The 25,848-nt window shown below is 38.6% G+C and carries 20 protein-coding genes and 1 pseudogene; 6 read left to right on the top strand and 15 right to left on the bottom strand.

All coding sequences use genetic code 11. From position 1 onward, the window contains the following. Nucleotides 1–29: 29 nt before the first annotated feature. The 3 genes from H3R29_RS08605 to H3R29_RS08615 all read right to left on the bottom strand — a co-directional run bounded on the left by H3R29_RS08605 (nt 30) and on the right by H3R29_RS08615 (nt 3,918). On the bottom strand, nt 30–1,322 hold the full coding sequence (locus H3R29_RS08605) for a DUF4038 domain-containing protein (RefSeq protein ID WP_198203049.1): 1,293 nt from the start codon (nt 1,320–1,322) through the stop codon (nt 30–32). 19 nt (nt 1,323–1,341) lie between these two features. Then, nucleotides 1,342–2,787: an L-fucose/L-arabinose isomerase family protein gene (locus H3R29_RS08610; RefSeq protein ID WP_198203048.1), complete on the bottom strand. Its 1,446-nt coding sequence runs from the start codon at nt 2,785–2,787 to the stop codon at nt 1,342–1,344. 114 nt (nt 2,788–2,901) lie between these two features. Beyond that, nucleotides 2,902–3,918: a LacI family DNA-binding transcriptional regulator gene (locus H3R29_RS08615; protein WP_198203047.1), complete on the bottom strand. Its 1,017-nt coding sequence runs from the start codon at nt 3,916–3,918 to the stop codon at nt 2,902–2,904. Between the two features lie 135 nt (nt 3,919–4,053). On the opposite strand from H3R29_RS08615, the gene H3R29_RS08620 reads away from it, so the two are divergent. The 3 genes from H3R29_RS08620 to H3R29_RS08630 are packed head-to-tail and all read left to right on the top strand — an operon-like array spanning nt 4,054 to nt 7,290. Continuing rightward, nucleotides 4,054–4,887: a transketolase gene (locus H3R29_RS08620; RefSeq protein ID WP_198203046.1), complete on the top strand. Its 834-nt coding sequence runs from the start codon at nt 4,054–4,056 to the stop codon at nt 4,885–4,887. After that, nucleotides 4,880–5,824, top strand: a complete 945-nt coding sequence (locus tag H3R29_RS08625; RefSeq protein WP_198203045.1) for a transketolase family protein — start codon at nt 4,880–4,882, stop codon at nt 5,822–5,824. Before H3R29_RS08620 ends, H3R29_RS08625 begins: the two co-directional genes overlap by 8 nt. Before the next feature lie 14 nt (nt 5,825–5,838). After that, nucleotides 5,839–7,290: a glycerol kinase gene (locus tag H3R29_RS08630; protein WP_198203044.1), complete on the top strand. Its 1,452-nt coding sequence runs from the start codon at nt 5,839–5,841 to the stop codon at nt 7,288–7,290. A gap of 102 nt (nt 7,291–7,392) precedes the next feature. On the opposite strand, the gene H3R29_RS08635 is transcribed toward H3R29_RS08630, so the two are convergent. From H3R29_RS08635 to H3R29_RS08670, 8 genes are all read right to left on the bottom strand, one after another. Next, nucleotides 7,393–8,250 carry a sugar ABC transporter permease gene (locus tag H3R29_RS08635; protein WP_046325641.1) on the bottom strand — a complete coding sequence of 286 codons (858 nt, stop codon included), beginning with the start codon at nt 8,248–8,250 and terminating at the stop codon, nt 7,393–7,395. Between the two features lie 2 nt (nt 8,251–8,252). After that, on the bottom strand, nt 8,253–9,611 hold the full coding sequence (locus tag H3R29_RS08640; RefSeq protein ID WP_122038130.1) for a carbohydrate ABC transporter permease: 1,359 nt from the start codon (nt 9,609–9,611) through the stop codon (nt 8,253–8,255). 66 nt (nt 9,612–9,677) lie between these two features. Beyond that, entirely contained in the window at nt 9,678–10,901 is a 1,224-nt protein-coding gene (locus tag H3R29_RS08645) for an extracellular solute-binding protein (RefSeq protein ID WP_198203043.1), read from the bottom strand. A gap of 70 nt (nt 10,902–10,971) precedes the next feature. After that, entirely contained in the window at nt 10,972–12,078 is a 1,107-nt protein-coding gene (locus H3R29_RS08650; RefSeq protein ID WP_122038132.1) for an ABC transporter ATP-binding protein, read from the bottom strand. Nucleotides 12,079–12,082: 4 nt separating this feature from the next. Next, nucleotides 12,083–12,760 carry a beta-phosphoglucomutase gene (gene pgmB, locus H3R29_RS08655; protein ID WP_198203042.1) on the bottom strand — a complete coding sequence of 226 codons (678 nt, stop codon included), beginning with the start codon at nt 12,758–12,760 and terminating at the stop codon, nt 12,083–12,085. Next, nucleotides 12,745–15,018 (bottom strand): glycoside hydrolase family 65 protein, encoded by a 2,274-nt coding sequence (locus tag H3R29_RS08660; RefSeq protein WP_198203041.1) that lies wholly within the window; start codon nt 15,016–15,018, stop codon nt 12,745–12,747. The genes pgmB and H3R29_RS08660 overlap by 16 nt, the downstream gene beginning before the upstream one ends. Nucleotides 15,019–15,165: 147 nt before the next feature. Next, a complete protein-coding gene (locus H3R29_RS08665) occupies nt 15,166–16,890 on the bottom strand; it encodes a glycoside hydrolase family 13 protein (protein ID WP_198203040.1) in 1,725 nt (574 codons plus the stop codon). A gap of 11 nt (nt 16,891–16,901) precedes the next feature. After that, entirely contained in the window at nt 16,902–18,569 is a 1,668-nt protein-coding gene (locus tag H3R29_RS08670) for an alpha-glucosidase (protein WP_198203039.1), read from the bottom strand. A gap of 214 nt (nt 18,570–18,783) precedes the next feature. On the opposite strand from H3R29_RS08670, the gene H3R29_RS08675 reads away from it, so the two are divergent. Next, on the top strand, nt 18,784–19,902 hold the full coding sequence (locus tag H3R29_RS08675; protein WP_198203038.1) for an NAD(P)-dependent alcohol dehydrogenase: 1,119 nt from the start codon (nt 18,784–18,786) through the stop codon (nt 19,900–19,902). A gap of 577 nt (nt 19,903–20,479) precedes the next feature. Here H3R29_RS08675 and H3R29_RS08680 read toward each other — a convergent pair. The 3 genes from H3R29_RS08680 to glpK are packed head-to-tail and all read right to left on the bottom strand — an operon-like array spanning nt 20,480 to nt 23,745. Next, nucleotides 20,480–21,430: a LacI family DNA-binding transcriptional regulator gene (locus H3R29_RS08680; protein WP_046325650.1), complete on the bottom strand. Its 951-nt coding sequence runs from the start codon at nt 21,428–21,430 to the stop codon at nt 20,480–20,482. A 12-nt stretch (nt 21,431–21,442) separates the two neighbouring features. Continuing rightward, nucleotides 21,443–22,216 carry a tyrosine-protein phosphatase gene (locus H3R29_RS08685; RefSeq protein ID WP_198203037.1) on the bottom strand — a complete coding sequence of 258 codons (774 nt, stop codon included), beginning with the start codon at nt 22,214–22,216 and terminating at the stop codon, nt 21,443–21,445. A gap of 26 nt (nt 22,217–22,242) precedes the next feature. After that, the gene (glpK, locus tag H3R29_RS08690; protein WP_198203036.1) at nt 22,243–23,745 is read right to left on the bottom strand and encodes a glycerol kinase GlpK; all 1,503 of its coding nucleotides are present in this window, start codon (nt 23,743–23,745) and stop codon (nt 22,243–22,245) included. 142 nt (nt 23,746–23,887) lie between these two features. On the opposite strand from glpK, the gene thiD reads away from it, so the two are divergent. Both thiD and H3R29_RS08700 read left to right on the top strand, forming a co-directional pair. After that, the gene (gene thiD / locus H3R29_RS08695; RefSeq protein WP_122038141.1) at nt 23,888–24,700 is read left to right on the top strand and encodes a bifunctional hydroxymethylpyrimidine kinase/phosphomethylpyrimidine kinase; all 813 of its coding nucleotides are present in this window, start codon (nt 23,888–23,890) and stop codon (nt 24,698–24,700) included. A gap of 65 nt (nt 24,701–24,765) precedes the next feature. After that, complete coding sequence (locus H3R29_RS08700) at nt 24,766–25,434, top strand: type 1 glutamine amidotransferase (RefSeq protein ID WP_187157084.1); 669 nt, start codon at nt 24,766–24,768, stop codon at nt 25,432–25,434. A 188-nt stretch (nt 25,435–25,622) separates the two neighbouring features. Here the strand turns inward: H3R29_RS08700 and H3R29_RS08705 are convergent. After that, nucleotides 25,623–25,848: pseudogene (locus H3R29_RS08705) on the bottom strand (hypothetical protein); the annotation flags it as partial.

Consider the following 25,848-nt stretch of genomic DNA (forward strand, 5'->3'; position numbering starts at 1 on the left):
AATATGATTCTTATTTTAGTCTAATTAAGTTAATCTTTATTAATCACAACTAGTCCATCTTCCGTAATTGGTAACAACTTTAACGTATTATTCTGGATTTTACCATCCATTACAGTATGTTCTTTCAAATCAATTAATTTACAGTGATCCACTTTTAATCCTAACTGAGAAAAATTAACAATACCTGCTATCGGCAGATAAATAAAAATATAATGACTTGATTCCGCTGCCCTAACTGAAGAATTATCCTTAATGCCTTGCTTAAGAGGTTCCAATCCCTCTGGAGCATACTTTAAAATGAAGTTTTTCAGAAAGCCCATATCTTTTGCCCCACGAAACCTCAAACAATCGCGCCAATCATATGGTACTAACTGAACATTAAAGTTAGGCTCAAGTTTCTGTTCTGGTCTAACTGTATCATTCCAGGGCCAAATGCCGAATGTACCATAACCCAATCCTGCATCTGCACCCGATAATACAGCTCTCCACGCTGCTTTTCGCACCTCAAAAGCACTATATCTTTCAGGTGTAGGTGCATTCATTTTAGTTAGCCCTTCATAACACAGTTCAGTGTCTATAATTGGACCATTAAAATCTTGAGAGCCACGTAAAGAAAGCGGAATTGTAAAAGCAGTATTCTGACCCGTGTAACCATGACCTGATTGATAACTATAAAAGTCAATTTGCTTAACAAATTCTTGCGGTAAATCATGACTTTCACCATTAATATGAAATGTAAATAGGCCTTCAGGGTCTGCTGCTTTTGCTGCTTTTAGCACTTCTCTATAATATTTAGTTGCAATTGACGGATCTTGCTTACCATTATTTGTAAACCCAACATCTCCGCTGATGAACCAAATTGGATTGAATTGTTTAAACTGCTTAACTACATAGGTCACGTAGGGCTCAATTTGGTCAAAAGGCATCGTATTATTTTTAACAAATTTACTCATCCATGTTCCTTGAACATAATTCCCCCACAATAGAACTAATGCTGGGGTCATTTCCCTTTCTTTCATTTCTTGCAGCATTTTTTTAGCGTTATTAAAATACTGCTTATTTATTTCAGTAAAATTATATTCATAACTGCCATTATCATACTCAGTAACTGCGAAAGGTTCTCTATTTGGTAATGGTGCACTTGAATCCCACTGCCGTAGTGTATTAATCTGAATGACATTGAAACCCTCTGATTTGCGAGTATCAAGATAATAACGCCAATCTGGCATTTCAATACTGCTAAATGCACCCCAGCAAGTGTCTGCTAAGTAAAAAAATCGTTTATCATCATTAAATAAATATTTACCTTTTGCCTTTAACATGATTTCCTCCAATAATTTATTAATTATCTAAAATAGTGTCGCAGTCACCATACCAATACGCTGCTACTTTATCTTGTATTGGATCAAAATAATCCGGCGTAACATTGATATATTTACATGCTTCAGCAAGTATCGGTACAACATCTGCTCGCACACCGGCCATGTGATGAATATATGGACCATAAACATACTTGGCTTCAAACCTGTTAAGATCTTTAAATTCAAACCAGGCATATGTTCCCTGTTCATAAGGGCCAGAACACGTTTTGGCATTACCTAAGAGCAGTGAATATTTTCCGTGATCGCCATCAAATCTTACTAAAGTATATGTGCCATCTTTGACCTCAAAAGCAGCTGAACCAGGATAATCAAAGACGAAGTGTGAAGGTGGCAGAACCGGACGGTTTTTGGCAGTTTGAAAAGCAAAAGTACCCAAATGTTGTAATAATTCACCATTTTCATTATCAGGATGGCGACAATTAACATCTGCAAATAACGCTTTTTCGTCCCCCAGAGTTGCTGATTCTACTAAAACTTCCGAAATAGCACCGTTAATATCCGTTTCACAAGTTACTGGCATCCCTTCTGTTTGTAATAACGCCTCAGAAGCGTATGGCAAAATACCTATTTCACGCTGCAATTCAGTCCAACATTGAATAGTCCCGCAGTTGCAACCATATTGCTTCATTTTATCCTGCATAGCCAGTTTTAGAGCTGCAACTTTAGTAAAATCATCCTCTTTAATTTCAATTTCAGCCCATTTTTTAAAGGTTTTCTTAGTTTCAGAAATACGTGAATCATTATTTTCAATCAGATTATTCATATAGGAAGTAAGTTCTCCTAATGGAATAGGTGAAAGTTGAATGCCAAACTTTTCCAACAGTTCGCCCTCATTTACAATTACTGACCAAAAATCAAATGGTCTAGGACCGATCTGTAAAATTCTGGTATTTTTAAACGTCTTTACTACGTTACATACCTTAATAAAGTCAATTATACCTTTACTAAAAGTCGGATCAGAAATATCACTATTTCTGATGTAAGTGAATGGGACATTGAAATGCCTTAACACTTTACCAATTGCAAATAAGCCACACTGCGTATCTCTCTGCCGTGAACCGTCTGCCGCCGGAGCTTCATCCTTAGGCCCCCACAGAAGTACAGGAACATTAAATTTTGCTGCCAAACGAGCAACTTCATATTCAGTACCAAAATTTTCATTTGCAATAAACAGACCATCAATATTGGCTTTCTTAAATTTCGCCGTAACCTTTTCTAGTCCCTCATCATCATAGAGAAGCCCATCTGCATTAACATCCTTAATATCTACATAGTTGATGCTTAACTCGTCTAATTTTTTACGCGTTTTATCAGCAAACTCAATGGCGGCAGTTGCTGAAAAAATGTTTCTTCGTGTTGGAACAAAACCAATTTTTATTTTTTGCAAGCCTTGTTTACTTACCATCAAAAATAGCCTCCTAATTTATTTATATTTTGTATTCGCTTACAAAACAAAATATAAACTAAACTAGTAGACTATTCAATACTGTATTTACTTAATTAAACTAAACTACATTTTTTATAATGACTTTCTTTTAACCAATCTAGTTGAAATAAAGCATTTTTGGGGTAACCATTTTCGATCCGCAACTTTACTTTGCAACTGATTAATTGTTTGACTGATTATCTGGGTGATCGGAACATGTATCGTAGTTAATTCCGGTGTAACCATTGTATCTTCAAAAATATCATCGAAACCCATGATTGCAATATCTTCGGGAATTTTTATCCCTCTTTGTGTAAGTTCTTTTAATAGGCGCAAAGCCATATAATCGTCTTCACAAAATAATGCATCTGGAAATTTCTTATCCAACCGCAAAAATTCAGGCAAATCACCCATTAGTTCGGTAGGGTTCAGACTATAAACAAACTCAGGTGGAATATCAATTTTTTCTTCTCTTAGTGCTCTCCTAAATCCTGATCTTCTTTGTAAAAAATTAGAAATAATGTGGTTGGAAGCTACATAACCTATTCTACGATAGCCCTTTTCTAAAATATACTTGCCAGCCTGATAAGCTCCTTGAAAATTGTCTATTGACACAAAATCCGCATTTACATTTTCAAAATAATTATCAATAAAAATCACGTTTTTTAGGTTTCTATTTAGTAATTCAATTTGGTTTTTATTCAAATCAGTTGCTAAAACAATCGAAGCTTTTGATTGCATTAAGGCCTTATTTTTGTTTAAGTCATCGCGCAAATGATTTATATCTAGTTGTACTATTTGAACCTGACCGCCAAAACCACCCACATTTTGAGTCAATTTAGAAACCAAAGCATCAAAAAAGGGTAAGCTAGCATAACTACGATTCATCATTCCAGTTTTATCACGAATGATTATCAAGCTAATACTGGCTAATTTGCGTACTCCTCCTCTTTTATGTTTACGTAATGGCTCATATCCATGATCCTTAATCACTTTAAAAATCTTTTTCCTTGTCTCTTCACTCACACCTGGCTTGCCATTTAACGCAAAAGACACAGCAGCTTTAGAGACCCCTGCCATTTTAGCAATATCGCTCATTTTTAGATTCAAAAAAATCATCTCTTTAACATCACATTTTACTAATTTAAACTAAACTAACTAATCAATGCAACTAAATTAGATATAAACATGATAACCTATTATTGTAAGCAATTACAAGTATTTATTTAATAATGAGGTGTTTTTATGAATGAACTTGAATTAAAAAAGAAAGCTGTTGAACTTCGTAGAAGAACATGGCAATTAATTTATAATCACCAAAATGGTCATACCGGTTCTGATTTATCCTGTACTGATATTTTAGTCGCCTTATATTATGAAGTAATGAACCAAAATGCGGAAAATATTGGCGAAAAAAATATTGATACATACATTCAAAGTAAAGGACACGCAGTAGAAATCTGGTATGAAATACTAGCGGATAAAGGCTATATCGAACGTGATGATCTCGAAAAGAGATACTCAACCTTTAACAGCCCTTATATTGGTCACCCTACAACTGAAGTTAAAGGAATGGAGTTCCACACAGGCTCTCTTGGTCATGGATTAGGTTTAGGTGTTGGAGTCGCCCTTGCAGCTAAAATGAACCAATCTAGTAAACATGTTTACGTTTTAATGGGCGATGGAGAGCAAGCAGAAGGATCTGTCTGGGAGGCAGCAATGGCTGCAGGAAACTATAATTTAGACAACTTAGTAGCTATTATTGATCATAATGACTTACAAATTTCAGGCACTACCGATTCTGTAATGCGTTCCAATCCATTAAATGATAAATATTTAGCATTTAACTGGGATGTCGTAGAAGTTAACGGCAATAACATAAGTGACTTGGTTAATATTTTAACCAAGCCAAATAACACCAATAAACCACGTTTGATTATCGCTAATACTGTCAAAGGCAAAGGTATTTCAATGGCTGAAAACAGAGCAGATTGGCATCATAAGATTCCAAGTGCAACTGAATACAAACAAGGATTAAAAGAATTAGACGCACAAATGGAGGCTTTAAATAATGACTAAGGTAGATGAAAAATTAACCGCGAATACAGTTATTGCTCAAACATTAGATCAGGCAACAATTACAGACCCTAATCTAATAGTTATCACTTGTGATTCCCGTGGTTCAGCCGGTTTAGTGCCATTTACTAACACTCATCCCGACAGAACTATAGAAATGGGAATAGCAGAGCAAAATGCGGTAACAGTTGCCGCCGGAATGGCTCATGAAGGCAAACATCCCTATGTTTTTTCTCCGGCATCTTTTCTAGCAATGCGGTCAATCGAACAGGTTAAAGTTGACGTGGCATTTAATCGTAATAATGTCAAATTAATAGGTATTTCAGGCGGTAATTCATACACTTGGCTGGGTAACACTCACCATTCTCTTAATGATGTAGCAATCACCCGAGCAATTCCCGACCTTGAAGTTTATCAACCATGTGATAAATACCAAATTCGGGCATTATTTAAATACCTGTTAAATTCCGATAAGCCAGCATATGTTCGTATTGGTAAACGCAAGCTTGACAACGTTTATCAGCAAGATTTCGAGTTCGTTCCTGGTAAAGCTAAAGTAATCCTTTCTGGTAAAGACGTGTGCTTAATTTCCACAGGTGAGACTTTATACTTTGCCCTTCAGGCTGCTAAGAAACTGGCTAATGATAATATTAATGCAGCAGTAGTTGACCTTGCTTCTATTAAGCCGCTTGATACTGAAATGATTGCTAAATTAGCACAAAATTTTGACTATCTGGTTACTGTCGAAGAACACGATGTTATCAACGGTATTGGTGCGGCAGTAGCGTGTGAGGCAGCTAAATATAGTCATGCTAAACTGAGAATTTTAGGCTTTCCAGACAAGCCTGCTATTCAAGGAACACAAGACGAAGTCTTTCACCACTATGGTATAGATACTGCAGGTATTAAGCAATCAGTCAAAGATTTTTTGTCAGAATAGAAGCCGGTAATTATATGCCTGAAAAATATATTTTAACTATTGATCAGAGTACCCAAGCGACTAAATTAATTCTTTTTGATCAGCATATGAAGCTGGTTTGGAAAGCAGATTTACCGCATAAACAAATAATTAACGATCAGGGATGGATTAGTCACGATTTAAATGAAATTAAGAATAATCTCAGTGTGCTTTTCAAGATGGTGCTAAAAAGAATAAGCCCCGACCAACTCGCAGGGCTAGCAATTACTAATCAGCGTGAATCAGCTGCTGCCTGGTCAAAAAAGACTGGTAGTCCTCTTTGTCCTACAATAGTGTGGCAAGATAATCGAACAGAAAAATTGATAAACCGTATTTCATATCCTGAATTAGTTAACACTGTCAAAGCAAAAACTGGCTTAGCCCTTTCACCCTATTTTACAGGTGCAAAATGGGGTTGGATGCTTTTAAATGAGCCTAGAGTCATTCAAGCACACCAAAACAATGACCTATGTCTAGGGACTATGGACAGTTGGTTAATTTACCAATTAACTAACGGAAAGAGCTTTAAAACCGAGCCCTCAAATGCGTGTCGCACTCAATTAATGAATGTCCATACAGGAACTTGGGATAAAGAATTAGGAGAAATTTTTGGTATTGAATTGGATGATTTACCTGAAATAGTAGATTCAAATGCTTATTTTGGTGACACAGACTTATTTGGCTTGCTGGACCAACCAATTCCCATAATGAGTGTTTTAGGTGATTCACAAGCAGCTTTATTTGCTCAGGGCTGTTTTAATCCCGGCGATTTTAAAGTTACTTTTGGTACAGGCTCCTCCGTTATGTTAAACATCGGGCAAAAACTACCAGACAATATCAATAATAAATTAAATACTTCTATTGCTTGGTCCCTTAATGGCAAGCTTTCGTACGTACTTGAAGGCAATATTAATTACGCAGGAGCTTGCATTACCTGGCTAAAAGATAATTTGAATTTAATCAAGTCTCCAGAAGAAACAAGTAATTTAGCTCTTAGTGCCAATCCTAACGATCGCACTTATCTCATCCCAGCATTTGCCGGATTAGGTGCCCCATATTGGAAACCTAACATGAAAGCAGCGTTTGTAGGAATGACCTCTTCAACTGGTAAAAATGAACTTATAAAAGCCACGCTAAATTCCTTAGTTTATCAGATTGTAGATATCCTTTCTGAGTTCAAAAAGTTATTCCCTCATGTCAACCATGAAATTCATACTGATGGGGGAATGATTCACAATCAGTATCTAATGCAGTATTTGAGTAACATTGCTCAAAGAAACGTTAAAACTGCCGCAATTTCAGAACTCAGTGCTTTCGGCAGTGCAAATAATGCAGTTCATTATTCTAAAGAAATAAATTATTCAACTTTCTATATTCCTAAAATGGATCCACGTGACTCTAATTTTTATATCCAAGAATGGCATAGTTGGATTAACAAACTTGCCTAACTATTATTACAAATTGAATGTTAACGACCACTTAACGATTTCATAAAATATTACCCAAACAAAAAATGCGACCCATGTGAGCCGCATTTTTCTTACTAAGTCCTATCCCTTTTCTGCGCCAGCAGTAATACCGTTGACGTAAAACTTCTGCATGAAGACGAATAAGATCGTGATTGGAATAGCGATAATCACACAACCAGCAACAAACTCCGCAAAGTACGCGGTAGCATTGCCTTTAGTGTTGTGCACCATGTTATAAAGTCCGTACGCAATTGTGTATGTTTTAGGATTGCCAGAGGTTGACAAAATAATTCCCGAGAAAATAAAGTCAGTCCACGGACCAATAAAGGCTGTTAAAGCAGTGTAAACTATCATAGGCTTAGCTAATGGCAAATCAACGTGCATGAAGATTTGCCATTTAGTGGCCCCATCAATTTCAGCTGCTTCATCAATTGAAAATGGTACCGTGTCAAAGAAGCCTTTGGCAACGTAGAATCCTAGTCCGGCGCCACCGACATATACCAGTAGCAGGCCGCCCAGGTTTAACATGTTTAAGCCCTTTAAAATGTAATAAAGAGCAATCATTGACATAAATCCAGGAAACATTCCCAAGACTAGTGCAATCTGCATGAACGGCTTTCTAAACGAAAAGCGTAACCGTGACAAAACATAAGCAACCGAAATCGTTAAAAAAGTAGAAATGATCATTGATAGTATAGAAACAATCAATGTGTTAATAATCCAGCTGACTAGTGGGTACTGTGAATTAGTAAAAATACCAATGTAGTTGTCAAAAGTAAATTTTTCAGGCCAAAAAGTTGAAACAAATCCCGTATCATTATAGGAAAAACTGGCTAATATTATCCAGATAATTGGTAAAATCCAAACTACGGCCAGGATAATTAATAATAGATAACGAAAAATGAGTGAAAGGCGTTTTTGATTTTGATATGATTTCATTTTTAGCCCTCCTTAAAAGCATTGGTATGGCGGTATGCAATTAATGAAAATACCGCACTAATAATAAAGATGAGAATACCCAAGACCGCTGATGCATTGTAGCGCTGCTCCTGACCAAAGGTTAAGTTGTACAGCCACGTTACCAACAGGTCGGTAGAACCCGCACCATTATACTTGTTATTCATTGGTGCTCCTCCAGTTAACAGGAAGATCACGTTAAAGTTATTAATATTACCAATAAACTGTTGAATAAGAGAAGGCGCCATCACAAATAATATTTGTGGAAAAGTAATTGATTTGAATACTTGTAATGCATTAGCACCATCAATTTTTGCGGCTTCAATTTGATCAGTTGGCAAATTTTGAATAATCGCAGTCGAAACCAGCATTGAAACCGGGATACCGATCCACATATTAACAATAATAACCGTTATTCGTGCTACCAAAGGTGAGGCTTGACTGTCAATAAAATGTAACGGATGAGAAATCCAGCCGATATTCATTAAGATATTGTTGAGTGCGCCCTGATAATCTAAGAACTGAGCCATCATTAACAAAGAAACAAACTGAGGTACAGCCCAGACAATCACAAAGATTGTCCGCCAGAAGCCTTTATGTTTTATTCCTTTAGATTCAATCAGCAAGGCAAGCAAAACTCCAAAAAAGAATGTTGTTGCCGTAGCAGCTACCGCCCAGACAAGAGTCCAGCCCAAAACCGGAAAGAACGTGCCTGAGAGGTCACCACTAAGGACATTGCCAAAAGCTTGAAATCCTGTCCAAGAAAAGGCAATTGGGTGTTGCCGGTTATAGTTGGTAAATGCCATTGAAATCATAAAGATTGTTGGCAAAATGGTAAAGCAAAGAATACCGATGATTGGAAAAGTCATCAGAGTATCATGCAAACGAGAATCAAACAAGTTTGCCAGTTCTTCTTTATTGGTTAAAATGTGTTTGCCATCTCGCTGGAGCACATAATTTTTTCTGGTAGAGCGCAGATTGACAATGTATAAGTAAACCATTGCAATACAAACAATAATTGCCAGTAAGCCAAACAAAAGAATCAAAACTGAATTTGAAGGTTGCTTGGTAATATAAACGCCTTGTGCGCTATCATAAACAACCTTTTTACTTTTAATTGGTCCCAAACTTGACAACATACTAATTGCGGATATGCCACTAAAAACAAACCAAGCAATAAAGGCCACTTCTGCCAGCAATAATGCTAGGCCTTTTACCCATTGCTTATTTGCCAAAGCATTGGAACCCATAAAAAAGAATGATAATTTAGTAGCAATATTGCCTTTAGACCATACTTCCTTAAAGGTTGCCTCAGGTGCCGCATGTTTTTTCTTTCTAAACATAATTCTTCCTCTTCTTGAACAAAAAGGTTGGGCACTACTTGTCCAACCTTTAAGTATTTTAATTAACTATTTCTTTGATGAGTGCTTAGCTAATTTATCAAGTTGTGCTTTATATTGATCAGGTTTAACTTTACCATCATATGCACCATTGATTAGAGGAGGAACATCGTTCCAGAAGACAGACATTTGTGGTAATTTCGGCATTAAGACTGAATTGCCAGGTTTAGACATTTCAATAACCGCATCAGCAACTGGATCATTCTTAATTACTGGGTCATTAACTGCTTCCTTAAGAACAGGGATTTGACCAGCTTCTTTGTGCGCAATTAATTGTGACTTTTTATCTGTAATAAATGCTGCTAATTGTGATGCAGCCTTAGGACTCTTGGTATGAGCATTAACAGCGAACCCTTCGATTCCCAAAAAGGCCTGCATTTGCACATTCTTGCCACCAACATTAATCATTGGGTACTTAGCAACAGCAAAGTTCTTACCTAAAATCTTCTTAATGTTAGCCGCGTTCCAAGGACCATCCAAGATGGCTTGAGCGTTGCCCTTCTTCAATTGGTTCAAAGCATTAGAGGTCTGCATTACGCCCTTGTTATTCTTTTGCTCTGCAAACCACTTCAATGCGTTAACACCTTTAGCAGAATTAAAGGTTGAGCCCTTCAAATCTTCACCACTGTCACCATAAAGCTTTGTACCAGCAGAGAAGAATACCGGCCACATAACATAAGCGTTAGTAAAGTCTGTTGCCACAACTCCCTTTGAAGTTAAAGTCTTCCAGTCTTTTACATCGCTTGCTGATAATTTAGACTTGTTGTAATAAATTGTTTGTGCCTGTTGTGCATAAGGATAAGCATAGATCTTGCCTTTCCAAGTTACACCTTTAGCTGCAACGTCAATGTAATTAGACTTGATATTGTTACTATCTTTTGGTGACAGCGGGTTAATATAACCAGAATCTGCCAGTTGACCTAATTGATCATTTGGTGCTTCAAAAACATCGGCTGCTTTTGAAGGGTCCTTACCCACATCAGTTTTAGCATTAGCTGATCCGGTTGGATTTTGCGTAACGCGCACTGAAATATTCTTATGTGATTTAGTAAAATCACTGGCAATTTTCTTGTAGTATGATACCTGGTTAGTATCAACCCATAAAGTCAACTTAGTATTTTGATTACTACTGCTGCTTGACGAAGAGTCTGACTTACCATTAGAACATGCTGCAAGTGACATTGCAGCTAAAACTGCTGTACTTCCTAAAGCTACTTTCTTCCAAATATTCATGTTATTTACCTCCTAATATAAAACAACATGTTTTTATATCAATGACAACTAAAGTCACTGATTTTATTCCCTAATTAACTACAGCCAAGGTTGTATCCTTGTCGAAAAAGTGTGCTTTGTTTAAATCAAAGCCCATCTTGACCTTTTGCCCTGGTTGATAAACATCTCGGGCATTGATGTTAGCTACAAACTCAGTTTCATCCACTCTTTGGTAAAGCTGAATAGTAGCTCCCAAGAGTTCAGAAACAACGACTTCAGATTCGACCACCGCGTCAGGCCAAGTTTCTAAAAAGGCCTCTTCTGCGTGGATATCTTCTGGCCGAATACCCAGTATCAAGTCGCGGTCATTATAACCCTGCTCATTAAGCAGTTTTGACTTGCCTTCAGGTATTCCCAGATTAAGGCCCTTGCCATCAGTGACTTGACCGTCGTGATAGTGGACATTAAAGAAATTCATTTGCGGTGAACCGATAAAGCCGGCGACAAATTGATTAACTGGATGGTTATATACTTCCTGCGGTGTCCCAATCTGTTCAATTTTACCAACTGACATTACGACTACCCGGTCAGCCAAGGTCATAGCTTCAGTCTGATCATGAGTAACGTAAATCGTAGTTGTACCTAAGTTCTGGTGCAGCTTGGCAATCTCTGCCCGCATGGAAACACGCAGTTTCGCATCCAAGTTTGACAGCGGCTCATCCATCAAGAAGATGGGAGCATCCCGCACTATTGCCCGTCCTAGTGCAACTCTTTGCCTTTGACCACCAGAAAGCTCTGCCGGCTTTTTATCCAAATATTCACGCAAATTAAGAATCTTGGCAGCATTTTGTACCCTTTTATCAATCTCATCTTTATGATAATGGCGCAGTTTCAAACCGAATGCCATGTTATCGTAGATTGACATGTGCGGATAAAGCGCGTAGTTCTGGAAAACCATGGCAATATGACGGTCTTTAGGTGCCACATCATTCATTACCTTATGATCAATTTCAAGAGTACCTTTGCTAATATCCTCTAATCCCGCAATCATTCTTAAAGTAGTTGATTTACCACAGCCTGAGGGGCCGACAAAAACAATGAACTCTTTATCTTTAATGTGTAAATCAAAGTCTTTCACTGAATAGTGATCATTGCCTTCATACTTTTTACACATATGGTTTAAGTCAACTTCAACCATATCTTTAACCTACCTTCTTATTATTTTTCTTAAATACAGCCACAATTTTATCCAGCTTTAATTCTTTTGTAGATTTAACGATATAATCAGCTCCTTTAAGTATTTGTTTATCTCCAATTCCCACTGCAAACTGGTGCGCAGCCTTAATTGCCTCAACACCGGCAGCCGCATCTTCAAAGCTAATCACTTCATCATTATGCAGCTTTAGCAACTGCTGTGCTTTTTGATAAATTTCCGGATCCGGCTTACCGCGTTCCAGTAAAGCAGGATTAACAATTTGATCAAACTGATCAGCAATACCTAATTTACTCAAGATTTTGGGGGCATTTTTAGAAGCAGAAGCAATACACATTGTCAGACCTGCATTTTTGGCGTCTGCTAATAATTCTGTAATTCCGGGCAAAATATCAGCTGGCGTCATGGTTTCAACCTGCTCTAAAAACTTTTCATTTTTTTCTGCCGCAAATTCTTCTTTTTGGGTCTTGGTGTACTTATTTTCCTGCTTGCCATACTTCAGAATTAAATTAAGAGAATCCATCCGTGATATTCCCCGCAGAGAATCTAACTGCGCGCTAGTTAATTTAATACCCAGTTCTTGAGCTAAATTATTCCACGCCGCCAGGTGAAATTTGGCTGAATCCGTTAGGACACCATCTAAATCAAAAATTAAGCCTTTAAGCAATTCTGTTCACCCTCTTTTAAAGTAACCTTTTGCTCTTTAACTAAAATTGTCAATTCTTGTCCGCTAATTAACGTAATACATGTCTCCTGCTGCGTCACTTCCACCTGAATTAAGCGGCCGCGATAATTAATTTTAAAACTATACCCGGTCCAATTATCTGGCACAAAAGGATTAAATCTCAATTGATTGTGATCATAACGCATGCCAGCAAATCCCTGGACTATTGCCAGCCAAGAACCGCTCATCGAAGTAATGTGTAGGCCGTCATTCGTATCATTATTGTAGTTATCGAGATCTAGGCGTGCCGTGCGTTCATAAAATTCTACTGACTGCTTTTTACGCCCTAATTCCGCTGCCAAAATTGAATGGATACAGGCGGAAAGGGAGCTTTCATGCACCGTCAACGGCTCATAAAATGCAAAGTTACGCTCTTTTTGCTCCTTGGTAAACCTGTCATCCAAGTAATAAATACCTTGCAATACATCGGCCTGCTTGATGAAAGGTGACCGTAAAATTTTATCCCAAGACCAATGCTGATTTATTGGTCTTTGGTCAAGCGGAATTTCTGTAGCCGGTCTAATATCTTTATCCAAAAAATCATCTTGCTGCAAGAAAATGCCGCGTTCTTTATCTTCAGGCAAATAAATATTTTCAATAATGTCCTGCCATTTTGCCTTTTCTTCTTTAGTTACATTTAAACGCTCCTGGGCAGCCTTATCCGCAAGTGGCAGTCTCTTTAAAGTATATTGCAGTACCCATTGCGCCATAATGTTGGTAAACCAATTATTATTAACATTATTGTCGTATTCATCAGGTCCTGTTACTCCGTGGATAACATATTTATGCCGCCATTTAGAATAATGGACTCGATCAGCCCAAAATCTGGCAGTGCCTACCAGGACATCCATGCCTTCGTTCTTAACGTATGAGTCGTCTCCCGTATAACTAGTATACTGTTTGATTGCAAAGGGAATATCTTCATTACGGTGTATTTCTTCAAAAGTAATTTCCCACTCGTTATGACATTCAATCCCGTTAAAGGTTACCATTGGGAAAAGTGCTCCGGCTAAGCCCTGCTGCCTAGCATTATAATAGGCACCGTCAAGTTGATCATGCCTGTATTGTAATAGCGCCCGCGTGACATTCGGCTTAGTAATACAAAGATACATCGGAAAGATAAAAGCCTCTGTGTCCCAATATGTGGCGCCACCATATTTTTCACCAGTAAAACCTTTAGGACCGATATTAAGTCTCTTGTCTTCACCGTAATACGTCATGAATAGCTGTAAAATGTTAAAACGAATACCCTGCTGCGCTTCATCATTACCAGTAATAACTACATCACTTTTAGTCCAACGCTTTTGCCAAACCGCAGTATGATCAGCCAAATTTTCTGCAAAGCTTTTTGATTGCAATTGTTGCATCAACTCATCCGCACGATCACTTTGCTTTTCGGGTGCTACATCACGACTGGTAATTACGATCACATCTTTTTCTAAAGTGTAACTTTCTCCAGCATTTAGAGTAACTGCCAACTTCTCACTTAACTTTGCTTTTGCCGTTTTAACAGTACCCTTAACAACATGATTATTATTTCTCAGGCCTGCTTTTAATAAAACCGTAAATTGAGGCACATCGTAAGGATTAGGCTTGGTTATAACTTGAATAGAACGCTTTGCAGCATTCTCATTGCAGCTAAGCCAAAAATGTTCATTATAGTTACTGTCTTCATTAGTAACTGTGCCATCAAGCGTTGAATTAAACTCAATTTCTGCCTGACCTGCAAGTACAGTAGCTTTAACAGTGATTAAAGCCGCTTCTTTTAACCTAATGTGTAAAAAACGCTGAAATTCAAACTTGATTTTAGTATTTGCACCCTCATAAATAAAACTGCGGCTAAGCAAACCTTGATGCATATCTAATTCAAAATAAAAATCTGTAAATTTAATCTTGGCTAAGTCAATTTTTTCATTATTAACTGTGATGCCAATTCCAATAAAGCTGGGGGCATTAATGGTTTTGCCAAAATATTTCGGATAGCCGTTTTTCCACCAGCCTACTCGCGTTTTATCTGGGAACCAGACACCTGCTAAGTATGTACCCTGCAGTTGATCGCCAGAATATCCTTCCTCAAAATTACCGCGCATCCCCATATAGTCATTGCCAATCGCAGTAATGCTTTCCTGCAGCCTTTTATCCACCGGGGAAAACTTGTGTGTGGCAACTTTCCATGGGTCAACCTCAAAAATTCGTTTCATTTACTTTCGCTCCCTCTTTGGTGAGGTTTTTTGTTTACGCTTTCATTATTCGCAAAAACGAGGTATTTGACAATAGCAAAATCGCTGTTAACGGTATCAGAATCATGTTTTAAAAAAACAACCAGCACCAACTAGTTGTTTTTAAAATTAATTTGCAAGTTCAATGACAAATCCGTGCTCGGCAAGTTGCCCAGCTGCAAAATTCTGACTTAATACTACCTGGCCCTTTGTGGCAACAGCAATCTTATCAGGACTTGTATTAAAAAGAGCAGTGATCTTTTCTGCACCAATTCGCTTAACTTTGATTAAGCCGGTAGACGTAACGCTTAGACTGATTGTGCCGTTACCTAAAGTAGCAGCATGGTTATTTCTAAAAGCAATCAGCTTTTGCACTTCATACCAAAAAGGCGTGCCCTCTTTTTGCCAGTCCATTGGCTTGCGGCAATCGGGATCTTCTCCTCCCGTCATTCCCATTTCAGTACCGTAATAAATGCACGGGCTGCCAGTCTGCACGAACATAAAAGTCAGGGTTTGCAAAGCCAGCGCTTTATTTTCACCTGCAAGTGTCAGTAAACGGGCGGTATCATGAGAATCAAGCATATTCATCATGGCCTGATTCGTGCAGTCGCGGTACATCATTAGTTGATCAGTAAGAGCCGCAACTAGTTCCTGGGCTGTTTTTGTTTTGTGCAGAAAATGCTCCTCAATCTGTAAAGTATACGGATAATTCATCACTGCAGAAAACTCGTCACCGTTGAGCCAAGGCCGTGCACTATGCCAAATTTCACCTACAATATAGAAGTCCGGTTTAATTGCAGTAAGCGCATCATGAAATTTTCGCCAAAAATGATGGTCTACTTCGTTAGCAACATCCAGCCGCCAGGCATCAATATCAAAATATTTTACCCAATAAGTTGCGATTTCCAGCAGAAAATCTTGGACTGCAGGATTGGCAGTATTTAATTTGGGCATTTGTCCTTCAAAAGCAAAGGTATCATAATTTGGTCCGCCTGCCTCAGGTCCTTGATATGGTTTAACTGGAAAATGATTAATATGAAACCAGGATGCAAACCGCGACTTAGTGCCATTTTTGATTACATCCTGCCACTGCATTGACTGGCCGCCTAAATGATTAAAGACAGCGTCCAGCATTACCTTCATTCCCCTTTTATGAGCTTCACTCACAAACTTGGCAAACAAATCCTTGTCACCAAAATCAGGGTCAATTTGCAGATAGTCTATCGTATCATACTTATGATTGGAGCTAGCTTTAAAAACCGGACACAGGTATAACCCATTAACGCCCAGTTCCTTTAAATAGTCCAGATGGTCAATAATACCCTGTAAGTCGCCCCCGTAAAAGTCTTCTCGTCCGGGATGATCTTGCGGATTCCAGGGTTTTGTACCTTGAGGGTCATTATTTTTATCACCATTGGCAAAACGCTCAGGAAAGATCTGATACCAAACAGTATTTTTAACCCAGTCAGGGGTTTTGGTTTGATCAATTTCATGCAAGTAAGGCAATTTGAAGTAGCTGCTGTCAGCTGCTAAATTTGCTGCGGTAAAGTCTTTGATCCCGCGGTCTCCAACAATTTTATGGCCGTCATCCTGGCCAATGACTTCGAAAGTATATTTAAGGCGGCGATAAGGAGCTTTCAAAGTTGCTACCCAATAATCAGTTACCTGCCCTTGTCCCGCCTTAGTCATGGCCACGGTTTTATCAGTCTTGGTATCAAGATAATTATCAGTATAATGAACTATTACTTTTTTAACATCATTTTTGGCACTATGGAACCGAATCCGCACATGGTGCTGACTAATGACAAAACAGTCTTCGCTTTCTGTTCTATGTTTCAGGGCTGCTAATTGCATTTTTTCCTCCATTATTTACTTAAAACCACACCAGAATACGGCATCAAAATTAATTCATCATTATTTAAATAATGCTGTCCGGCAGTTAACATGACTTTCCTATATTCACCAGGTAGTTTAATTTTTAATTTTTGACTGCTTAGTGAAACAGCCACGATTGCACTATCATTTGCTAAATCCCGCTGATAAACGTAGCTGTCATTCGCGGTTGCTAGCATGTAAAAACTACCTGATTGAAACAAAGCCGTTTTTTTCAAACTAATCAGTTGTCTGTAGAAGTTAAACATACTGTCAGGGTCATCCAGTTCGGCCTGAACATTAGCGTTATTTTGACTTTGCCCTTCAAGCCACGGACTCACTTTTGAAAAACCATAATTTGGCTTTTTAGCTGTCCACGGCATCGGCCCTCGTGCCGGCATTTTATGCGTTTGACTGACCATTTTTAATGCTTCCGCTTTTGTTAGATCCCAATCTGCAGCTTTCGTGATAAAGCGTTCCGCTTCTTGATCATTAAACTCTTCTTCAGCAGTAAAAAGCAGGTTTTTTAAACCCAATTCTTCGCCATAGTAGATAATGGGGATTCCCCGTTGCAAATACATCAGCATTGCTAAGCTGCGTGCCTGTGTTTCAGTTTTTGCTATTCTGCTAGCCAGTCGCGGCATGTCGTGATTGCTCCAATATAATGTAGGTTGAGAAACCTGCGCCAGAGTTTGCTGCCAAATAACCTGTGTCTTCTTAAAAGCATCCCAGTCAAGTCCTTTAGGCTGAAAATCTGCAGGCAAGTTAGGATCAATGTGCCTTTGATCATCCTTAAAATAACGAAAAGTAACAACACTATCTAAAAGATGGTGATCTTTCATCGTATAGTCCGCTGCTAAGTTAACATTAGCGCTGGCAGCTTCCCCCAAAAGCAAAGCTTCCGGATAATCCTTTTTTATTTGCTCACAAAATGGGCGCAGCCATTTCTGAACTTGGGGCAAATTAGCAAAAAAGGGTTCAGCAACTATCGTTTGGTCATCTTCATTTGCTATTTTCTTTACCGGAAAACTTTGCCGTAAATCTGCCTTGGCAATATGAATAAAAGCGTCAAGTCGCAAGCCATCTATTCCTTGAGCCAGCCAAAATTCCGCAATTTTGAGCATTTCTTGTCTTACTTTGGGATTACGCCAGTTTAAATCGGGCATGTGCTTGTCAAACAAATGGAAATAAAATTGGCCCGTACCTGCCGGATCCGGTTCCCAAACGCTGCCGCCAAAAAAGCTGCCCCAGTTATTGGGACGCTGATTATTTGCACCTGCAAAAATATAGTAGTCGCGGTATTGACTATGCGGATCACTTTTGGCCTTTTGAAACCATTCATTTTGATCAGAAGTATGGTTTAAAACAAAATCTAAAAGCACATGAATCCCTACTTGATGACAAGCAGCAATTAGAGCTTTCATATCTGCCATTGTTCCCATTCGGGGATCGATTTTAAAGTAATCTGCCACATCATAGCCGTTATCAACCTGCGGTGAAACAAAGATAGGATTTAGCCAAATAGTATTAATACCGAGCTGTTGTAAATAAGGTAATCTCTGCCTGATGCCATTTAAATCACCAATACCATCATCATTACTGTCTTGAAAAGACTTGGGATAAATTTGGTAAATTATTGCATGCTCATACCAGTGCGTCATAAATTTATACCTCCACTTAAAGTTTAGCTGAGAAACCAGGTGAGAGGCAATGGTAATGGCAATGTTACCGCTATCAAAAAAATCGCCGCTAGTTCAATTAAATTAGCGTTGTGCGGTATATTCAGGTATGTTTTTTCCTAAAAAACTATTGCATTTTTATGTGTACAGGTTCACAATAATCTTGAAATCGCTAACAGGTAAGGAGGATTTTTTTATGAAAATAAAAGCTGCTGTTGTTAAAAAAATGGGCGATCCATTTGAGATCGAAGACAATATTGATTTACACGAAGTAGGACCAACTGACTTGCAAATTCACATGGTGGCAAGCGGAATCTGCCACTCAGATGAAGCCTTGCGCAAAGGTGATTCAAGTGTTGGCTACCCGGTAATTCTAGGACATGAGGGTTCTGGTATTGTTGAAAAAGTTGGTGACCAAGTTAAAAACTTCAGTGTAGGCGATCACGTAATTTTATCTTTCTACGCTGATGGTATTTGTGATAATTGTTTAAAGGGTATCCCAACCCAATGCCGTCATTATAGCGACTATAATCTTTCCGGTGTCCGTGCAGATGGTGATGATCATTTCCAAAAAGATGGTCACAGAATTTGTGATATGTTTAACCAATCATCATTCACTACCACTACTGTAGTTGATCAGAGAAATGCAGTAAAAATTGATGATAGTATCGACTTGCGCAAGGTTGGCCCTCTAGGCTGCGGCTACGTTACCGGTTCCGGTACTGTTTTCAACACTCTGAAAGCTAGACCAGGCGATACTATTGCTGTCTTTGGTACTGGCGCAGTAGGATTAGCTGCAATGATGGCTGGTGTAATTAGTGGCTGCACCAAAGTAATAGCAGTTGATGTTGTTCCAGAGCGGCTTGAATTAGCTAAAGAATTAGGTGCCACACATACAATCAACAGTAAAGAAGAAGACCCAGTTGCCAAGATCAAGGAATTAACTGGTGGATATGGTGTTGACTGGACAGTTGATACTACTGGTGTTTCTGGCGTTATTAAAAATGCTGTTGAGGCCTTGGCACAGGGCGGCACTTGCGCAGCAATTGCCGTAACAGCTCAGAACCTGACTATTTCTACTTGGAACGATCTTTGTGTAGATGATAGAAAAGTGGTTGGCGTTAACATGGGTGATGCCATTCCACAAGTTGACATACCAAGATTGCTTGAGTTCTATCAATTAGGGAAGTTTCCATTTGATAAGACTGAAAAGTTTTATCAATTTGAAGATATTAATCAGGCTAATGCTGATTCAATTTCTGGTAAAACAATCAAACCTGTTTTAATTATCGATCCTGATTACAAACCTGAATAATAAAGAAAACAATCTTACATTAAAACCATTTCTTAGAGTCTGAGAGAATTAGTTTTTCTCCAGAAAATATGACCCCCAAATTTAGGACAAATTTGAGGGTCATATCATTCTTACTTGCCTTTGGCTTAATTTCATAATAAGATTTTGGTATTGGACAATTTAATTCTTGTTCAATACCCCAGAAATGTGTGAAATTTGGGAAAAGCAAGATATATTTATTTTTAAATAATTAATGCCAAAACTTTTTTAGTTGTTTTGGCATTTTTTGTGAGTTTATTTATATCAGTTCAATTCTCTTGCGCGGATTTCATACCGTAAAAATATACATATTAAAATCATTATTTTAAGCTAATCTGTGCTAAAATAAATGGGTGCAAAGTAAATCTGTTATTCATATTTTTTACCGTAGTTTGTGATTAAGTAAGTAGAAGTAATAATCTACTTTAGTGTTGGTGAGTGGTCAGACATGTTGTCTGTCCATTCACTTTTTTTGCCTAAAAAAGACTAGACGTCAAAAAACACATAGTAATCAAGCCGATACCTGATTATTATGTGTATTTCTGTTTGTACTTATATTTCACCTGGTTGATTCTCTTTTAACTAAGGAAGGCTTAATTAGTGCCTCTCCTTGAGGAGACCCTTTTTGATCAATTTTGCGTAAGAGCATGTTGGCCAAGAGTTCACCCATTTTAAAAATTGGCTGTTTAACGGTAGTTAACTTCAAGTTGGAAACCTGATCCAGAAAAACGCCATCGTAACCAATCACACCAAAGTCAGCCGGAACTTTAGCCTTTTCATCCTGCAATTGCCTGACCACTCCTGTAGCAATACGATCGCTGGCACAGATAAAACAAGTATCTTTAGGAAACTTGTGGAAATTATTTTTGATTACTTCTTGCGCAGCGTGACTGTGATTAGCAATGCGGTAGATTTGCGGGACCTTTTTATGCTTCTGTAAAGTATTGACATAACCCGTTTCACGCGAATACTCAAATGGCTCTCTGACATCAATGCCAATGAAAATAACGTTTTGGTATAACCGCGAAAGTGCATATTTTGTCGCCAGTTCTCCACCATACTGATTATTATTATCCACATAATCATAGCCATGATGATTTTCGCCAAATAAAATAAAGGGTTTTTTAAGGCTGTCAAATAAAGCATAATCACTGGAGCGGGCACCAGTAATCAGGTAGCCGTCAAAGTTGCCATCTTCTATTTGATTTCTGTCTGTAACCAGCTGGATGGCATATTGCTTTTTAGATAACCCGCGAGCAATACCAAATAACAGGTTCATATAATATGGCTCTGTCGTATCCACATCTTCCAGCGTGACAAATTTAATCACATTTGTCCGCTTATTTACCAAAGCCTGAGCAACATAATTAGGGTGATAATCCAGTTCATCCATCGCCTGTTCAACTAATTTGCGCAATTCATCGGTTACTTGTTCAGGATGATTAATCACCCGCGAAACTGTCATCTTTGAAACATTAGCCTTTTTAGCAACATCAAGCAAGGTTACCATCACGATTCGCCTCTAATCTAAGTACATTCGTTTTAGTTGAGCCAAGTCATCATCATTAAAGCCCAATACTTTTTTAAAAAAGGTGGGAAAATCGCCCCAGCCGCCACGAACAGTTTCCGTAATGCCGCGAATTGCTATGCCCTCACCTTTAGTGACGTTCATTTTGGAAACCATTTGCGTAATTTCATCATTACTTGGCAATTGCCGAGAAACTGCAAAATCATAAAGTTCATTGGTTAACAAATAATCACGGGCAATAGTGTCATCGTCTACGTCTAATGCCATTAAGATCAAGGCAGATACCATTCCCGTTCTGTCCTTACCAGCACTACAGTGGTAAACCAGTGCTTCATCTTCTGGCAATTCCAACAGTTCCGCAAAAACGCGGGCAAACATTTCCTGGCTGTGGGAGCTTAGCAAAGTTTGTTGATAAATCCGACCAATAAAATTATGATGCATATCAGGAATATGATGCAAAAAGCGGTAGATTGACCGGTTATTTTGCACATCATTGATATTGTCTGAGTATACCGGCAAATCAACATATTTCACATCGGGCCATGACATATCAGGTGAAGAGGACTTTTCGTATTCAGAGCGCAGGTCACAGTCGACAGTGACGCGTAACTTAGCTAATTTAACCTGGTCTCTTGCTGTTAAAGAGCTGAGTGAATCTGAACGATAAATTTTATTCCATTTAACTGTCTGACCACTTACACTTTGATAACCTCCAACATCGCGAAAGTTCATCGGACTATCTAATGCAATTATTCGATCATGTGCCACTTTCTTATCCTCCTTTTATCATAAAATTACTCACCGTGGGCAAAGACTTGGGTGGCCTTCACGGCTTTTTTCCAACCCTGATACAAATGTTCCTTTTCGCTTTCAGGCATCTTCGGTTCAAAAGTTTTACCTACTACGAAAATATCCTTTAATTCATTGACATTTTGCCAATAACCCACGGCTAAGCCAGCTAAGAAAGCTGCACCCATTGAAGTTGTTTCCAATATTTTGGCACGCTCAATTTTAATACCTAAGATGTCAGACTGAAATTGCAGCAAATAGTCATTATTGGAAGCACCGCCATCAACGCGCAAAGTCGGAATTTTAATGCCCGAATCAACTTGCATCGTATCAACTACATCTCGCGTTTGATAAGCCAGCGACTGCAGTGTGGCCTTGATAAAATCTTTGTCATTTGTTCCACGTGTAATACCGAAGACAGAACCACGGGCTTCGGAGTCCCAGTACGGTGCACCTAGCCCTGTGAAAGCCGGTACCACGTAAACCTCATTTTCAGACTTTGATAGCCTGGCTGCCTTCTCCGAATCCGCTGCCGTCTTAATCATTTTGAGCGAATCACGCAACCACTGAATAGCGCTGCCGGAAACAAAAATAGAACCCTCTAAAGCATACGAAATTTTGCCGTTTAAACCATACGCAATAGTAGTCAATAAATTATTGTCAGATTCTGTTGGTTGTTCTCCAGTATTCATCACGATAAAAGAGCCTGTGCCATAAGTGTTTTTAACCATGCCCTTTTTCAGAGCTAACTGGCCAAATAAAGCCGCTTGTTGATCACCGGCAATGCCGGCAATGGGTACGCGCCCACCAAAAAAAGTATAAGACTTGGTGTAGCCGTAAATTTCAGAATTGGACTTTACCTCCGGCAACATTACTTTAGGTATGTTAAGCAGCTTTAAAATGTCGTCATCCCAGGTTAAATCATGAATATTGAAAAGCATCGTTCTTGAAGCATTAGTATAATCAGTCACATGAACTTCACCAGCAGTTAAATTCCATAAAAGCCAGCTGTCAATTGTGCCGAAAAGCAGCTCGCCATTTTCGGCCTTTTCTTGTGCCCCAGCGACATGATCCAAAATCCAGCGAATTTTGGTGGCACTAAAATAAGGGTCAATTATCAGTCCCGTCTTCTGGTGGATCAGATTGCTATAGCCATCTTTTTTTAGCTTTTCTGCTAAGTCGGTCGTCTGCCGTGATTGCCATACAATTGCATTATAAATGGGCTTGCCGGTTTTTTTATCCCAAATTACCGTTGTTTCACGCTGGTTGGTAATGCCTATTCCTACTATTTGCTGTGGCCGCACTCCAGAATTGATGATGGCATTGGCAATTGTTGTTTGCACTGCGTGCCAAATTTCTTCTGCCTTATGTTCCACCCAGCCCGGTTGGGGAAAATATTGGGGGAATTCTTTTTGTGAAGAGGCAATTTTTCTGCCCTGATGGTCAATTATCATTGCCCTGGTTGAAGTTGTGCCTTCATCAATTGCCATAATATATTCTTTTAACATCTTTGATCCTCTCCGACAGAAAGCGGTTTTATCTTCATTTTACTACTAGGCCTTGCTTTTACAAGAAATTATTATAACATTATGCTTGTTTTAAGTTATACTGGTTACATAGAGCTTTTATTAAAATGGGGATATATCAAAAATGAAAAAAGAAATTATTGCTTTAACAATTGCTGGCAATGACAGCGATGGTAGTGCGGGAATGACCGCTGACCTGCATTCTTTTTATGCTAGGCAAGTTTATGGTATGGGGCTTTTGACAGCCGCAGTAGCTGGTAATACTACTGGAATTTACGCCCAGGAAGTCATGCCAATTCCTTTTATTCAAAAGCAGTTTGATGTCCTAAACGATGATTTTAAAATTGATGCACTTAAAACCGGTATGCTTGCTAACAAAGACGTAATTGCTTGTGTTGCCGCCAATTTGCATAAATATGACATGGGTAAAATTGTGCTTGATCCGGTCATCATGACTAAGCATGGTGATACCCTACTTGATGATGATGCTTACCAAGCGTTTCTTGAGCAATTAATGCCACTGGCTGACATTATTACGCCTAATTTTTATGAACAGAAAAAGTTAACAGGCTTAAGTTTAGATACTAAAGAAGAAATTCGCCAAGGTGCTAAAAAGCTGCAGGAAATGGGCGCTAAAAATGTTTTAATGAAGGGGCGCCATGATAACTCCCAGCAGTCCCAAGTGACTGACATCTTGTTAACTACAGATGGCGAATTCCACGAATTTACCAAGCCTTTCATTAATACAGATAGAATTAATGGTACAGGCGACACTCTATCTGCTGTAATTGCTGCCGAATTAGCCAAAGGCCAATCGATTATCGCTAGCGTTCAAACAGCCAAGGACTTTACTTATGAAGCTATTGCTCACCCAATTGCAGTTGGCTCCAAATACGGTCCAATCAATCATTTTGCAGCGCAGCAAAATCTTAAATAACTATTCTTTGCCCACTTCTAACTATTAAGATATACTTTAAACAAGAAAATAGGGGTTGGTAAATAATGGCTAACAAAACAATCAAGATTGCATATTTATACGAAGACCTGATGAATACTTACGGTGATTCTGGCGACGTTAAAATTATCAGGTTTTTGCTAAAAAAACAGGGCTATGATACACAAGTTGATAATATTTCTCTTGGTGATCAATTCAACGCTTTTGATTATGACTTTGTCTTTTTTGGCGGTGGACAAGATTTTGAGCAAACTGTTGTTGCTAAAGATTTACCGCGTCATAAAGAAACTTTGACAAAGTATATTAACGCGGGCAAGCCTATGGTAGGTGTCTGCGGTGGCTATCAGCTAGTGGGCACATATTATAAAACCAATGCCGGAGTGACAATCAAAGGGTTAGATATTCTACCTTTCCATACCGTTTTTAAGGCAGATAAGCGCATGATTGGTGATACCCGCTACATGAGTGAATGGGGCGAAGTCAAGGCCTTTGAAAATCATTCCGGGCAAACCTATTTTGACGATCAAGATAAGCTGCATCCCTTAGGAGAAATGATTGAAGGCTACGGCAACAATCCCCAAGACCACGTCGAAGGTTTACGCTACCGCAATTTTATCGGTACCTATTCTCACGGACCGTTGTTAAAAAACTTGAATGTCGCTAACGCCATAGTCAAGATGATTCTAGAATGGCATAATGAGCGTATCAAATCATAGACTATCGGAATAATTTTAATAACAAAAAAGCTACTAGGCGTAGTAAATGATATGACCCCCAAAATTAGGACAAATTTGGGGGTCATTTTTATGTCTAAATTATCTAAACAAGACAAAATTGAAATTTTTCATCTTTGGCAGAACTATCAGGTTGGAGCAGTTCACTTGTTACCATCGTAGAACATTTGCTAGCGCATATTGTGATACATCAGGGTCAGTGCCTTATCAGTGGCGGTACGATCACTGACTAACAGCTGCTTTAAATATTCCTGTTCCTGGCCCTCTTCAATCATAGATGGTTCAAACTCGCCCCGGTAAGTTGCTACACTGCCTGAACCATTACGCAAATATCCTGGAAAGGCCGCCGTATCGCGGGCAACAATCGCATTAAGCCTCTTTTCCATGTTTAAGTCC

Origin of the sequence: Lactobacillus sp. M0393, from assembly GCF_016102025.1 — a bacterium.
Lineage (GTDB): Bacteria > Bacillota > Bacilli > Lactobacillales > Lactobacillaceae > Lactobacillus > Lactobacillus melliventris.

What these genes read in the sequence shown, in the direction of transcription:
- H3R29_RS08605 (WP_198203049.1), bottom strand. Translation starts at nt 1,322, where the DNA reads ATGTTAAAGGCAAAAGGTAAATATTTATTTAATGATGATAAACGATTT.
- H3R29_RS08610 (WP_198203048.1), bottom strand. Translation starts at nt 2,787, where the DNA reads ATGGTAAGTAAACAAGGCTTGCAAAAAATAAAAATTGGTTTTGTTCCA.
- H3R29_RS08620 (WP_198203046.1), top strand. Translation starts at nt 4,054, where the DNA reads ATGAATGAACTTGAATTAAAAAAGAAAGCTGTTGAACTTCGTAGAAGA.
- H3R29_RS08625 (WP_198203045.1), top strand. Translation starts at nt 4,880, where the DNA reads ATGACTAAGGTAGATGAAAAATTAACCGCGAATACAGTTATTGCTCAA.
- H3R29_RS08630 (WP_198203044.1), top strand. Translation starts at nt 5,839, where the DNA reads ATGCCTGAAAAATATATTTTAACTATTGATCAGAGTACCCAAGCGACT.
- H3R29_RS08635 (WP_046325641.1), bottom strand. Translation starts at nt 8,250, where the DNA reads ATGAAATCATATCAAAATCAAAAACGCCTTTCACTCATTTTTCGTTAT.
- H3R29_RS08640 (WP_122038130.1), bottom strand. Translation starts at nt 9,611, where the DNA reads ATGTTTAGAAAGAAAAAACATGCGGCACCTGAGGCAACCTTTAAGGAA.
- H3R29_RS08645 (WP_198203043.1), bottom strand. Translation starts at nt 10,901, where the DNA reads ATGAATATTTGGAAGAAAGTAGCTTTAGGAAGTACAGCAGTTTTAGCT.
- H3R29_RS08650 (WP_122038132.1), bottom strand. Translation starts at nt 12,078, where the DNA reads ATGGTTGAAGTTGACTTAAACCATATGTGTAAAAAGTATGAAGGCAAT.
- H3R29_RS08660 (WP_198203041.1), bottom strand. Translation starts at nt 15,018, where the DNA reads ATGAAACGAATTTTTGAGGTTGACCCATGGAAAGTTGCCACACACAAG.
- H3R29_RS08665 (WP_198203040.1), bottom strand. Translation starts at nt 16,890, where the DNA reads ATGCAATTAGCAGCCCTGAAACATAGAACAGAAAGCGAAGACTGTTTT.
- H3R29_RS08670 (WP_198203039.1), bottom strand. Translation starts at nt 18,569, where the DNA reads ATGACGCACTGGTATGAGCATGCAATAATTTACCAAATTTATCCCAAG.
- H3R29_RS08675 (WP_198203038.1), top strand. Translation starts at nt 18,784, where the DNA reads ATGAAAATAAAAGCTGCTGTTGTTAAAAAAATGGGCGATCCATTTGAG.
- H3R29_RS08680 (WP_046325650.1), bottom strand. Translation starts at nt 21,430, where the DNA reads ATGGTAACCTTGCTTGATGTTGCTAAAAAGGCTAATGTTTCAAAGATG.
- glpK (WP_198203036.1), bottom strand. Translation starts at nt 23,745, where the DNA reads ATGTTAAAAGAATATATTATGGCAATTGATGAAGGCACAACTTCAACC.
- thiD (WP_122038141.1), top strand. Translation starts at nt 23,888, where the DNA reads ATGAAAAAAGAAATTATTGCTTTAACAATTGCTGGCAATGACAGCGAT.
- H3R29_RS08700 (WP_187157084.1), top strand. Translation starts at nt 24,766, where the DNA reads ATGGCTAACAAAACAATCAAGATTGCATATTTATACGAAGACCTGATG.